General features: G+C 74.5%; 12 protein-coding genes. 4 read left to right on the top strand and 8 right to left on the bottom strand.

The features are described 5' to 3' along the window. Positions 1–25: 25 nt before the first annotated feature. Positions 26–769 (top strand): class I SAM-dependent methyltransferase, encoded by a 744-nt coding sequence (locus OG994_RS26920; protein WP_328851389.1) that lies wholly within the window; start codon positions 26–28, stop codon positions 767–769. A 21-nt stretch (positions 770–790) separates the two neighbouring features. Here OG994_RS26920 and OG994_RS26915 read toward each other — a convergent pair whose 3' ends face one another. Then, positions 791–1,549, bottom strand: coding sequence for a type III pantothenate kinase (locus tag OG994_RS26915; RefSeq protein WP_120329877.1), 759 nt, complete (start codon positions 1,547–1,549; stop codon positions 791–793). Positions 1,550–1,666: 117 nt separating this feature from the next. Here OG994_RS26915 and OG994_RS26910 point away from each other — a divergent pair, with 117 nt between their 5' ends. After that, positions 1,667–2,758, top strand: a complete 1,092-nt coding sequence (locus OG994_RS26910; RefSeq protein ID WP_328851388.1) for a hypothetical protein — start codon at positions 1,667–1,669, stop codon at positions 2,756–2,758. Positions 2,759–2,783: 25 nt separating this feature from the next. Here the strand turns inward: OG994_RS26910 and nadC are convergent, their stop codons facing one another. The 7 genes from nadC to OG994_RS26875 form a co-directional block, all read right to left on the bottom strand. Further along, positions 2,784–3,680, bottom strand: a complete 897-nt coding sequence (gene nadC / locus OG994_RS26905) for a carboxylating nicotinate-nucleotide diphosphorylase (RefSeq protein ID WP_328851387.1) — start codon at positions 3,678–3,680, stop codon at positions 2,784–2,786. Next, the gene (locus tag OG994_RS26900) at positions 3,677–5,371 is read right to left on the bottom strand and encodes an L-aspartate oxidase (protein WP_328851386.1); all 1,695 of its coding nucleotides are present in this window, start codon (positions 5,369–5,371) and stop codon (positions 3,677–3,679) included. The genes nadC and OG994_RS26900 overlap by 4 nt, the downstream gene beginning before the upstream one ends. 115 nt (positions 5,372–5,486) lie before the next feature. Continuing rightward, entirely contained in the window at positions 5,487–6,377 is an 891-nt protein-coding gene (locus tag OG994_RS26895; protein ID WP_328851385.1) for a septum formation family protein, read from the bottom strand. Between the two features lie 176 nt (positions 6,378–6,553). Then, positions 6,554–6,976: an aspartate 1-decarboxylase gene (gene panD / locus OG994_RS26890; RefSeq protein ID WP_328851384.1), complete on the bottom strand. Its 423-nt coding sequence runs from the start codon at positions 6,974–6,976 to the stop codon at positions 6,554–6,556. Between the two features lie 29 nt (positions 6,977–7,005). Next, entirely contained in the window at positions 7,006–7,851 is an 846-nt protein-coding gene (gene panC / locus OG994_RS26885; RefSeq protein ID WP_120329871.1) for a pantoate--beta-alanine ligase, read from the bottom strand. A 55-nt stretch (positions 7,852–7,906) separates the two neighbouring features. Beyond that, the gene (locus OG994_RS26880) at positions 7,907–8,884 is read right to left on the bottom strand and encodes a Rossmann-like and DUF2520 domain-containing protein (protein WP_328851383.1); all 978 of its coding nucleotides are present in this window, start codon (positions 8,882–8,884) and stop codon (positions 7,907–7,909) included. Between the two features lie 162 nt (positions 8,885–9,046). Then, on the bottom strand, positions 9,047–10,333 hold the full coding sequence (locus tag OG994_RS26875) for a phytase (RefSeq protein ID WP_328851382.1): 1,287 nt from the start codon (positions 10,331–10,333) through the stop codon (positions 9,047–9,049). Between the two features lie 54 nt (positions 10,334–10,387). Here OG994_RS26875 and OG994_RS26870 point away from each other — a divergent pair, with 54 nt between their 5' ends. Both OG994_RS26870 and OG994_RS26865 read left to right on the top strand, forming a co-directional pair. Continuing rightward, entirely contained in the window at positions 10,388–11,605 is a 1,218-nt protein-coding gene (locus tag OG994_RS26870; RefSeq protein WP_328851381.1) for an SAM-dependent methyltransferase, read from the top strand. Then, positions 11,602–12,789: an NADH-quinone oxidoreductase subunit D gene (locus OG994_RS26865; protein WP_192902197.1), complete on the top strand. Its 1,188-nt coding sequence runs from the start codon at positions 11,602–11,604 to the stop codon at positions 12,787–12,789. Before OG994_RS26870 ends, OG994_RS26865 begins: the two co-directional genes overlap by 4 nt. Positions 12,790–12,850: the final 61 nt, after the last annotated feature.

Below are 12,850 nucleotides of genomic sequence, written 5' to 3'. Positions count from 1 at the left end.
ACCGTTACGGGATAACCTCCGCGCCATGGCTGATCACACCCAGGCGCTGTCGTTCGGCGCCGCCGCGGCCGAATACGACCGGTTTCGCCCTCGGTATCCCGAGGCCGCCCTCCGCTGGGCCCTCGACGGCGTCGGCGCGCCTCCCGCCCGGATCGTCGACCTGGGCGCCGGCACGGGGATCCTGACCCGCGGCCTGCTCGCGCTGGGGCACGAGGTGGTGCCGGTCGAGCCCGATCCGGGCATGGGGGCGCGGCTCGCGGCGGCCACACCGGGTACGACGGCGCTCGCCGGCAGCGCCGAGGCCGTGCCGCTGCCGGACGGGGCGGCGGACGCCGTGCTCGCCGGCCAGGCGTACCACTGGTTCGACCGGGACCGCGCCCACGCCGAGGTGGCCCGGCTGCTCCGCCCCGGTGGGGTGTTCGCCCCGGTCTGGAACACCCGTGACGAACGGGTCGCGTGGGTGGCCGAGCTGGGCCGGATCGCCCACCTGGGCGACAACTCCGGAAACGTGGTCGAGAGGTACGCGGACTTCGGCCCGGCGTTCACGGCCGTCGAGGTGGGCGAGTTCCAGCACGCCACCACGCTCACGCCCGACGAGGTCGTCGGGCTGATCCGGACCCGGTCGTACTGGCTCACCGCCTCGCCGGAGGACCAGCGACGGGTCGAGCGGGGCCTGCGGGAGCTGCTGGCCAGCCATCCCGACCTGGCCGGCCGGGAGACCGTCGACCTGCCGTACCGGACGGTGGTCCTCCGCGCCCGACGCCGCTGAGCCGCCGGGAGCGGCCCCGGCTCACACGTTGCGCTCGTACACCATCCGCAGGCCGATCAGGGTGATCATCGGCTCGTGGTGGGTGATCGTCCGGCACTCGTTTATCACGAGCGAGGCGAGGCCGCCGGTCGCGATGACCGCCTTGACCTCGCCGAGTTCCTCGGACATCCGCTCGACGATCCGGTCCACCTGGCCCGCGAAGCCGAAGTACAGGCCGGACTGGAGACACTCCACGGTGTTCTTGCCGATCACCGAGCGCGGCCGCGCGGCCTCGACCTTGCGCAGCTGGGCCGCGCGGGCGGCCAGCGCGTCGAAGGAGATCTCGATGCCCGGCGCGAAGGCGCCGCCGAGGAACTCGCCCCGGCCGCTGATCACGTCGAAGTTGGTGGTGGTGCCGAAGTCGACCACGATCGACGGGCCGCCGTAGAGCGTGTACGCGGCCAGCGTGTTGACCACCCGGTCCGCGCCCACCTCCTTGGGGTTGTCGATGGCCAGCTGCACGCCCGTCCGGACCCCCGGTTCGACGATCACGCTGGGCAGCTCGCCGTAGTAGCGGGCGAGCATGGTGCGCAGTGAGCGCAGCGCCGCCGGCACGGTGGAACAGGCCGCCACTCCGGTGATCTCGACGGCGTCCCCGGCGAGCAGGCCGCGGAACTTCAGGCCCAGCTCGTCCGCGGTGGACCGTGCGTCGGTCTTGATCCGCCAGGAATGCACCAGCTTGTCGCCGTCGAAGGTCGCCAGCACGGTGTTGGTGTTTCCGATGTCGATGCAGAGCAGCACGCACGCAGCCTAGACAACGAGCGCCGGGGCGGACGCGGACCGGCCGTACACCCGTATCCTTGTCACATCGCGGCATGAACATGGGTCGATCCACGACGCGCCGGACGGGGAGCGGACATGTCGGGGATGTGGTGGGCGCGGGGACGCAACACCCTGCGCCGGCGTCGGCGACACGTGCTCGTGCTGGCCGTCCTGGCGGGTGGGGCCGTCTGGATGAGCATCCGCTCGTGGCAGGAGTCCCGACGGGCGGCGGACAGCTTCGCCGGGGAGCTGTACCTCAACGTCGGCGCCGCGCTGATCATGACCCTGCTGACGTACGTCGTGCTCAATCCGCTGTTCCGCGAACTCCAGACGGCGAGCATCATCGAGCACCCCCGGCTCGACCGGGACGCGCTCATCGAGCGGGTGGCCGGCGCCCGCGAGCTGGTCGCGATCCTGGAGACGTGGACCAGCATGCTGGAAGGCCCGTACGCGCGCCGGTTCGTCGCCGCGCTGCGGTCCGCGTTGACCAACGGCGCGACCGTACGGGTGCTGCTGCTGGACCCGGACTCCCCCGCCGTCCGCCTGCGCGGTGAGGAGCTGCGCCGCCGGGACGCCACGGTGGCGATCCTCGGCAACCTCTGGCACCTGGCCCGGCTGCACGAGGAACTGCCGGAGTCCGCCCGGGCCCGGCTCCAGGTGCGCATCTACACGGCCGCCCCCTCGGTGCAGATGTACCGCTGGGACGGCAAGGCGTTCATCTCGTTCTTCCCCGTCCGGGGCAGCACCTTCGACACCCAGCAGATCGAGGCGTACGTCTCGACCCCGCTCGGCGAGTTCGTCGACGACCGCTTCGACGAGCTGTGGGAGACCGCGCCGGTGCGGGACCTGGCGGCGTGCCTCACCCTGCGGCTCTGCCTGCGCCAGGGCGGCCGGGACCTGGAGACCTGCGAGGCGCTCTACGTACGCTCCGACGGCGAGTGGTACATCGCGGGGGCCGACCTGGTCCGCAACGTGGCCCGGCACGGGCTGGGCGGCCTGAGCGTCGTCCTGGACCGGCCGGAGGCCGCCGGCGAGGTCTTCGCCATCGGCGAGGCGGACGAGCTGGCTCCCCCGGTCTACCACCGGGTGCTCGAACTGTTCCGCGCCAAGTACGGGTTCGACGGCCGGCAGGACACCGAGAACCGGGTGATCTTCAACCTGACGAGCACGTCGCTCACCACGGTCTGAGGACCGGCGCGTCGCCGGCCACCCGTCACGCCGTACGCAGGTCCAGCGCGATGTCGAGGATCGGCGAGGAGTGGGTCAGCGCCCCCACCGACAGGAAGTCGACGCCGGTGGCGCCGTACTCGGCCGCCACGCCCAGGGTCAGCCCGCCGGTGGCCTCCAGCTGGGCCCGGTCACCCACCGCCGCGACCACCTCGCGGAGCTGGTCGGGCGTCATGTTGTCCAGCAGCAGGAAGTCGGCCCCCGCCTCGACGGCCTCCACCGCCTCGGCCAGGGTGTCGACCTCCACCTGCACCGCCACGTCGGGGAACGCCTCCCGGACCCGCCGGTAGGCCGCCGCGATGCCGCCGGCCGCCAGCTTGTGGTTGTCCTTGATCATGGCCACGTCGTAGAGGCCGAGCCGCTTGTTGGTGCCGCCGCCGGCCCGCACCGCGTACTTCTCCAGGGCCCGCAGGCCGGGGGTGGTCTTCCGGGTGTCCAGCACCCTCGCCTTCGTGCCGGTCAGGGCGTCGGCCCAGGCCCGGGTGTGCGTCGCCACCCCGGACATCCGGCTGAGCAGGTTGAGCGCCGTCCGCTCGGCGGTGAGCAGCAGCCGCGTCGGCCCGGTCACCGTCGCCAGCACGTCACCGCGGGCCACCCGCTGGCCGTCGTGGGCCACCAGCGACACCTCGACCGTACGGCCGACGCCCGTCACCTCGCCGACCAGCTCGAAGACCGCGGCGGCCACGGGCAGCCCGGCCACCACGCCGTCGGCGCGGGCCACCAGGTCCCCGGTGTCGGTCTGCCCCTCGGGGATCGTGGCGACGCTCGTGACGTCGAGGAAGTCCGGGCCCAGGTCCTCGGTGAGCGCCGAGACGATCACCCGGCGCACCTCACCCGGGTCCAGACCACCGGCCCGCAGCGCCTGCTCCGTCGACTCCCTCATCGTGTCTCCTCCCACTGCTGCGTCACGCGGCCCTGCGCCCCGACCGCCTCGACGAGGTGGCCCAGCCACCGGTCGTCGGCCGCCGGGTAGTCCTCCCGCCAGTGGCACCCGCGGGTCTCCTGCCGGGCGTACGCGGCGGCGACCAGCGCCGACGCCACGGTGATCAGGTTCGTGGCCTCCCAGTCGGCCGTCCGCGGCCGGCCCCGGCCGGTGCCGAGGTCGGTGAGGACGCCGGCCGTACCGGCGAGCGTCTCCGCCGAGCGGAGCACCCCGGCGCCCCGGGTCATGGCCCGCTGCAGCGTGGGCGTCCCCTCCGCGGGCACCACCCAACCCCCGCCGCCGACCCACGCGCCGGTCTCCGCCGGGCGGGCCTGCTCGGGCAGGCCGGCGGCGATGTCCTCGGCGATCCGGCGCGAGAACACCAACCCCTCCAGCAGCGAGTTGCTGGCCAGTCGGTTCGCGCCGTGCACGCCGGTGCAGGCGACCTCGCCGCACGCGTACAGGCCGGGGATCGAGGTGCGGCCCCGCAGGTCGGTGCGGACGCCGCCCGAGGCGTAGTGCGCCGCCGGGGCCACCGGGATCAGTTCGGTCGCCGGGTCGACGCCGATGGCCAGGCAGGACGCCACGATGGTCGGGAAGCGCCGGGCCAGGAAGTCCCCGCCCAGGTGCCGGGCGTCGAGGAAGACGTGGTCGGCGCCGGTGGCGAGCAGTACGCGGTGGATGCCCTTGGCCACCACGTCGCGCGGGGCCAGTTCGGCGAGTTCGTGCTGGCCGACCATGAACCGCTTGCCGTCGCCGTCCACCAGGTGGGCGCCCTCGCCGCGCAGCGCCTCGGAGACGAGCGGCTGCTGGGCGTGCCCGGCGCCGGGCACCCGGGCCTGCTCGGGCACGATCAGCGCGGTCGGGTGGAACTGGACGAACTCGACGTCGGTGACGGACGCTCCGGCCCGCATCGCCAGGGCGACCCCGTCCCCGGTGGAGACGGCCGGGTTCGTGGTGGCCGCGAAGACCTGGCCCATCCCGCCGGTGGCCAGCACCACGGCCCGGGCCAGGATGGCTCCCACCCCGTCCTCGCTGCCCTCGCCGAGCACGTGCAGGGTGATCCCGCAGGCCGGCCCGAGCCCGCCCGGACCGTCGCCGGGGGCGCGCAGCAGATCCAGCACGAGCGCGTGCTCGACCAGCCGGATCCACGGGTCGCGGCGGACGGCGGCGTGCAGCGCCCGCTGCACCTCGGCACCGGTGGCGTCACCCCCGGCGTGCACGATGCGGTCGGCCCGGTGGCCGCCCTCGCGGGTGAGCATCAGCGAGCCGTCGGGGTTCCGGTCGAACTCGGCGCCGATCCGCATGAGTTCGCGCAGCCGGGTCGGCCCCTCCTCGACCAGGGCCCGGACCGCCGCCGGGTCGCACAGCCCCACACCGGCGACCTCGGTGTCGAAGGCGTGCGCCGCCGGGGTGTCCGCCGGGTCGAGCACCGCCGCGATGCCGCCCTGCGCCCACCGGGTCGACCCGTCGTCGATGTTGACCTTGGTGACGACGGTGACGTGCAGGCCCGCCTCGCGCAGGTGCAGCGCCGCGGTGAGCCCGGCCACCCCCGAGCCCACCACGATCACGTCGGTCGTCTCCACCCAGCCGGGTGCGGGTGCGGCCAGCAGGCTGGGCAGGGCCGGCAGGTCGACGGTCGGAAGCTGCATGGACACAGTCAACCCCGAACGGCGCTCACGAGAGGCGGCGGGGGCGGGACGAGTGGTTTCGACTACCTCGTACCGTCGGTCGGCCCGCCAGGCCCGCCTGGGCGTCTCGTCGCCCTCACCTGGTGCGGACCGGTAGCCCGGCCGGGCCGGCCCCCTTGAGCGAGCCCGTCACCGTCCGGTGGCTGAGCCAGAGGTAGCAGCGCACCCCCCGGTCGCCGGCCCGCCAGCGGCCGCCACCGGGCGGACGGACCACCACACCGCTGCGGAAGCGCAGCTCGTCGTCGTCCGGCACGCCCACGTAGCGGCTGAGGACCGACCGACAGCCCGTGTAGAGGGGCACCCAGTCGGCCTGCCGGGTCGGATAGGCACCCTCGGGCGCCCGCCACACCCCGACGAACTCGGCGTCGTGCCGGGTCGCGCAGTCGACCGGCACCAGCGTCTGCACACCCCCGCCCCGACCGCCCCGGGTCTGCTGGCATCCCAGCCGCAGCGGTGACGGCCCCTTCAGCGCGTCCCGCAGGCTGCCCGTCCGGGTGACCACCACGGCCGCCGCCTCGACGCTGTTCACCTCGGCGAGGTCGCAGCGGTACCAGCGGGATCCCGACGACCAGCCCACCGCGGACGGCACCGCCACGGAGAGCCGCAGGCGGCCGGCGCGCCAGTCGTCACCCACGTACCCGCTGGCCCGGGCGTCGCAGTCGGCGAACGCGCCGCGCAGGTCGGCGGAGTCGTTGGCCGGCGGCGCGGGCCGCGCCGGGAACGCGCCGACGTGGACCGTCTCCACCCGGTGCGGCTCGGCGCAGTCGATCGGCTGGTACGCCTCCAGCGTCACCACGTCGGTGGCGTCACCCGCCTGGCACACTCCCGCCGCCGGGGTGAACGCCGCCGCGGCCGGCAGCGTGGGCCAGTCGTCGGTGAGGTCGCCGTCGCCGTCGCCCGACCCGCAACCGGTCGACAGGGCCGCCGTGGCGGCGACCGCGAGCAGGACGGTCATCGAACGGCGCATCGCGGCCTCCCCCAGGCACCGCCCGCCTCCCGGCGGTGTGACAAGGGTAACCATGAATGCGCACTGGGTGACAGACCGCGCGCACCCGCCCCTCATCCCGCGATCTTGCAGTTTCCGCCCCGACAAACGGCACGAAAGCCACGAAACCAGGGCCGGAAGTGCAAGATCGCGGAGGGTCAGACGGCGGCGTACGGGTTGGGGACCGGATCGCCGGCCGTGCCGGGGACCGCCGTGGCGGCGTCCGCCGTCAGGTCCACGATCCGGTTGTCGGCGTCGACGTGCACCACCCGCGACCGGTAGGCGCGCGCCTCGGCGTCGTCCATCTGCCCGTACGCGATGAGGATGACCAGGTCGCCGGGGTGCACCAGGTGCGCGGCCGCGCCGTTGATGCCGATCACGCCGCTGCCCCGCTGGCCCGGGATCACGTACGTCTCCAGCCGGGCCCCGTTGGTGACGTCCACGATCGCCACCTGCTCGCCCGGGAGCAGGTCCGCGGCGTCGAGAAGATCCTCGTCCACCGTGACCGAGCCGACGTAGTGCAGGTCGGCCTGGGTCACCGTGGCGCGGTGGATCTTCGACTTGAGCATGGTTCGCAGCATCGGGATGGCCTTTCGCACGGAAGCGGGGGTCAGGAACGGGGGGCCAGGCGGATCGGCATGTTGTCGATCAGGCGGGTGGTGCCCACCCAGGCGGCGACGAGCAGCCGGGCGGGCCCGCTGACCGGCCCCGGTTCGAGGTCCGGATCGGTCAGCACCAGGTAGTCCAGCCGCGCGCCCGGCGTACCGGCGCCGAAGGCCCCGTGCGCGGCGGCCAGCACGGCGCCCGCGTCCCGCCCCTGCTCGGCGGCCTCGGCACCGGCGCGCAGCGCGGCCGAGAGGCTCAGCGCCGCGGCCCGCTCCTCCGGCGAGAGGTACCGGTTCCGGCTGGACAGCGCCAGCCCGTCCGGCTCCCGTACGGTCGGCACGCCGACCACCCGCACCGGGACGTCCAGGTCGCGGGCCATCCGCCGGACCAGCGTCAGCTGCTGGTAGTCCTTCTCGCCGAAGAACGCCAGGTCGGGGCGCGTGAGCTGGAACAGCTTGAGCACCACCGTGAGCACACCGTGGAAGAAGCCGGGACGGCTCTGCCCCTCCAGCTCGCCACCCAGGCGGCCGGGGTCGACCCGCACCCGGGGCTCGCCGTCGGGGTACATCTCGTCCCGCTCCGGCGCGAAGACCACGTCGGCGCCGGCCCGCCGGCAGACCTCCAGGTCGGCGTCGAGCGTACGGGGATAGCGGTCGAAGTCCTCCGTCGGACCGAACTGCAACGGGTTCACGAAGATCGTCACGAGCACGTGGTCGGCCTGCTCACGGGCCGCCCGCAGCAGCGCCTCGTGCCCGGCGTGCAGCGCCCCCATGGTCATCACCACGCCGACCGTGCCGGTCAGCCCGGCCCGGGCCGTGGTCAGCTCCTCGCGCGTCCTCACCAGCTCCATACCGCGGCCACCTCCCGGACCCTCGTCAGCACCACCGCGCCCGCCGGCATTCCCGTCACGCGGCCACCTCCCGCTGCGTGTCGGCGAGCACCCCGAGCAGCGACGCGGCGTCGGCCGGGCGCAGCCGGCCCGCCGCGATGGCCCGGTCGGCGGTACGCCGGGCCAGCGCCAGGTAGGGGGCGAGCGACTCGGGAGCCGTGGCGGCGAGCCGGGCGAGGTGCCGCTCGACGGTGCCGGCGTCGCCGCGCGAGACCGGACCGGTCAGGGCGTCGTCGCCCAGCCGCAGGGCGTTCTCCAGCGCGGCCCGCAGCAGCGGGGCGAGCACCTTCTCGGGCTGGGTCACCCCCGCGTCGCGGAGCCGGTCGGCCGCCTCGTTGACGAGGGTCACCAGGTGGTTGGCGCCGTGCGCCAGCGCCGCGTGGTACAGGGCGCGGTCCGCCTCACCGATCCACTCCGGCACGCCACCCAGGTCGGCCACGAGCCGGGCGGCCAGCGGTCGCAGGTCCGCGGGGGCCGTCACCCCGTACGAGATGCCGGCGAGCCGGCCGAGGTCGTCCGGCGTACCGGTGAACGTCATGGCCGGGTGCAGCGCCAGCGGGCGGGCGCCGACCGCGGCGGCCGGGTCGAGCACGGCCAGCCCGTGTGCTCCGGAGGTGTGCGCGACGACCTGCCCGGTGTGGAGCGCGCCGCCGTCGGCGAGGGCGGCCACGACACCGGCGAGCGCGTCGTCCGGTACGGCGATCAGCAGCAGGTCGGTGGCCGTCCGGGCCACGTCGGCCGCGGCGCGGGACGGCACGCCGGGCAGCAGCAGGGCCAGGCGGGCGCGGCTCGCACCGGACCCACCGGCGGCGGCCACCACCCGGTGACCCGCGGCGGTGAGGGCGGCGCCCAACAGGGTGCCGACGCGGCCGGCGCCGACGACACCGACTGTCAGGGAACGGGGGGCTGCGGTGGCCGGGGCGCCCGGGCGGGCGGAGCCGACGGTGGCGGCCCGCGGCGGGGCGGCCGGGCGCGGGCGCAGCGGTGCGCTCATCGTGACGATCCAGTCCTCGAGAAGGGGTACCGGTCGATGGCAAGTATGCGCCCGGGCAACCGGATCGAAACCCCGGTTGTGAAAACCTTCACCCGGCCCGCCGCGTCCGGGAAGGGGCCCCTCCGACACGTCGGGGAACGTGCCGGAGGAAGCCCCTCGGGGTCAGCGGTGCGAGGCCAGGAAGCCGGCGTCGAGGAACTTGAAGTTCGTGTCGGGGCGGGCCTCGCCGTCCTCGCCGGGCGTCTCCGGCGTGTTCCGGCCGTCGTGCACCACCAGCAGGCCGCCCGGGTAGCCGGGCAGCGGGGTGGAGACCACGGCAGCGCCGTCGCACTCCTGCGACCCGTCGACCCGCCCGTCGACGACCGCGAACCGACCGGTCGGCCGGTCCGTGCGCCGGTCGTACGTGTAGAAGGTGTCGTCGCCCTGGCTGGAGACGACCAGCGTGCCGGTGGAACGACCGGTGCGGTAGATGGTCAGCCCCTCCACGTCCTGGGCGATCCGGCCGCCGAAGCCCGGGTCGGCCGCGTAGTCGGTCACGCAGTCCTCCTCGTCGGCGTCGTACGCCGCCGGGACGCCGTACTCACGGACCCGCTCGACCGGCTGCGGGGCACCGCGGAAACGCCCGTCGACCAGCCGGATCCGCCACAGGCCGACCTTCTCCTGCGCCAGGTGCACCACGCCGGTGTCCGGGTCGACGACCGTCCCCTCCACCTGCGGCCCGTCACCCGGGTCCGTGCACGGCGACCAGCGGCTGCCGTCCGGCAGGGTGAACGTCGACGGCAGGACCAGCCGGTCGACCCGCCGGTAGGTGACCCGGCCGGCGCGCTCGACGAGCCGGAACACGCCCACCTCCGGGGTGCTGCGTCGGCTCACCACGGCGTACACCGCGCCGTCGGGCGCCGTGTAGGTGCCGAGGCCGTACGCCGTCCGCTGCTCGTTCACCTCGGCCTGGTCCCGGCTGAACGCGAACGGCACGTCCGGGACGGTGACGTCGGTCAGCCGCCGGGACGCCGGATCGATCCGGTAGAAGCGCAACTGGTCGCGGCCCCGGTCGGTGACCACCGCCAGGTCCACCCGGCGACCGCCCAGCCCGAAGCCGGAGACCAGGTCCACGTTGTTGAACCGGCCCGCCTCGTCGTCCGGCCCCGGCGCCGCCGGCGTGCCGATCGACTGCCGCTCCCGCGCGGCGAGGTCGTACACGCGCAGGCCGCCGTTCTTCGCGGTGGCGATGACCAGGCTGCCCGCCCGGTCGGTCGGGTGGATCCAGATCGCCGGGTCGTCGGCGTCCGCGTCGCCGCCGGCCGCGTCGTCGAAGAGGGAGGGGGTCTCGACCGCCGCACGGACCGGACGCGGCACGTCGCCGCCCGGGCGGGTCGGTGCGGCGCCCGCGGGGACGCCGGCCAGCAGCAGCGGTACGACCACCGCGGCGGGGATGAGGAGTCGTCTCATACCGGCTGACCGTAGGGTCGGCACGGTGACGGACCCTGAACCGGAGATGAACTGATGCCGATGCGCTGGCGGGACGCCATGGACCGGGCGCTCTACGGCCCGGGCGGCTTCTTCGTCGCCGGGGCGGGCCCGGCGGGGCACTTCCGCACCTCGGTGCACGCGTCCCCGGCGTTCGCCCGTGCCCTCCTCCGCGTGGTCGAACACGTGGACGCCGCCCTCGGCCGTCCGTCCCGCCTCGACGTGGTCGACGTGGGCGCCGGGCGCGGGGAACTTTTGCGGACACTGGCCGCGCTGGTTTCCGGGTCCGCGGCTGGTCCTGGCCCGGGAGAGGGGTCGGCGGTGGGGGTTTCCGGGGAGCCCACCCGCTCCGGGCGGTCAGGCTTGATCCCTCCGCGGGCGGGCTCCCCGGAAACCCTGACGTCCACGGCCGCCGGCCGCCCGTCGCCCTCCACACAGGTGTCCGGGTCCGTGGGGCCGTCGCCCGCCGTCGCGGTCCCGCTGGCCGGGCGCGTACGGTTCACGGCCGTCGAACTCGCCCCCAGACCGGCGGACCTGCCCGAGCGGATCGCCTGGGTGCACGAGATCCCCTCCGGGATCACCGGGGTTCTCCTGGCCACCGAGTGGCTGGACAACGTGCCCCTCGACATCGCGGTATCCGCCAGCGACGGCTGGCGTTACCTGCTGGTCGACCCGACCACGGGCGAGGAGAGCGTCGGTGAACCGGTCGGCCCCGAGGACGCCGCCTGGCTCGAAACCTGGTGGCCGGTGCCCGACGAATGCCTTGATCCTGACCGGACGGGCGTGACGGGCGTACGGGCGGAGATCGGCAGGAGCCGCGACGAGGCGTGGGCCGACGCGGTCGGCAGGCTCGACCGGGGACTGGCGTTGGCCGTGGACTACGGGCACCTGCGGGACGGGCGGCCCGTGGACGGGACGTTGACCGGGTACCGGGGTGGACGGCAGGTGCCGCCGGTGCCGGACGGCTCGTGCGACGTGACCGCCCACGTCGCCGTGGACTCGGTCGCCTCCGCCGGTGCGCGGGTCGCCGGGTGTGCGTACGCCCTGGGGTCGCAGCGGGAGGCGATGCGGGCGCTCGGGGCCGACGGCGGCCGACCGCCGCTGAGCCTGGCCGCGAGCGACCCCGCCGGGTACGTCCGGGCGCTCGCCGCGGCGTCCCTGGTGGCCGAGCTGACCGACCCGGCCGGCCTCGGCGGGCACTGGTGGCTGCGGCAACCGGTCGGCGTCGCGGTCGATCCGCTCGTGGCACGATGACGGGCATGACCACCGACGCCCGGGATCTCCGCGAGCTGACCGTCGGCACCGGGGCCGGCCTGGTGGCGGGCACCGGCGGTGAGCAGCTCGGCACGGACATGGTGCTCAACATCGGCCCCCAGCACCCGTCCACGCACGGCGTGCTCCGGCTCAAGCTGGTGCTCGACGGCGAGCGGGTGGTGTCGGCCGAACCGATCATCGGCTACATGCACCGGGGCGCCGAGAAGCTGTTCGAGGTGCGCGACTACCGGCAGATCATCGTGCTGGCCAACCGGCACGACTGGCTGTCGGCGTTCTCGAACGAGCTGGGTGTGGTGCTCGCCGTCGAGCGGCTCATGGGCCTCGAGGTGCCGGAGCGGGCGATCTGGCTGCGGATGGCCCTCGCGGAGCTGAACCGGGTGCTCAACCACCTGATGTTCCTCGGCTCCTACCCGCTGGAGATCGGCGCCATCACGCCGATGTTCTACGCGTTCCGGGAGCGGGAGACCCTCCAGGCGGTCATGGAGGAGGTCTCCGGTGGCCGGATCCACTACATGTTCAACCGGGTCGGCGGGCTGAAGGAGGAGGTGCCGTACGGGTGGACCGGCCGGGCGCGCGCCGCCATCGGCGAGGTGCGCCGGCGGTTGCCCGACCTGGACAACCTGATCCGGCGCAACGACATCTTCCTGGCCCGCACCGTCGGGGTCGGGGTGCTCTCCGCGGCCGACGCCGCCGCCTTCGGGGCGTCCGGCCCGGTCGCCCGCGCCTCCGGGCTCGACTTGGACCTGCGCCGCGACGAGCCCTACCTGGCCTACGACGAACTCGACGTGCCGGTGGTGACCCGCACGGCCGGGGACTGCCACGCACGGTTCGAGGTGCTGCTCGACCAGGTGTACGTCTCGCTCGACCTCGCCGAGCGGTGCCTGGAGCGGGTCGACCGGTTGACCGGGCCGGTGAACACCCGGCTGCCGAAGGTGGTCAAGGCCCCCGAGGGGCACACCTACGCGTGGACCGAGAACCCGCTCGGCATCAACGGCTACTACCTGGTCTCGCGCGGCGAGAAGACGCCGTGGCGGCTCAAGCTGCGCACGGCGTCGTACGCCAACGTGCAGGCGCTGGCCACGCTGCTGCCGGGGTGCCTCGTGCCGGACCTGATCGCGATCCTCGGCTCGATGTTCTTCGTGGTCGGCGACATCGACAAGTAGGTCCGGTCACCCCGACGGGCGGCCTCCACGGCGGGCTCCCCGGTCCGGCCCGATGTCCCCG

This window comes from Micromonospora globbae, from assembly GCF_036184225.1.
GTDB lineage: Bacteria > Actinomycetota > Actinomycetes > Mycobacteriales > Micromonosporaceae > Micromonospora > Micromonospora globbae.
The sequence above is the reverse complement of the archived record's forward strand: the minus strand, read 5'-3'. Positions and strand labels throughout refer to the sequence as shown.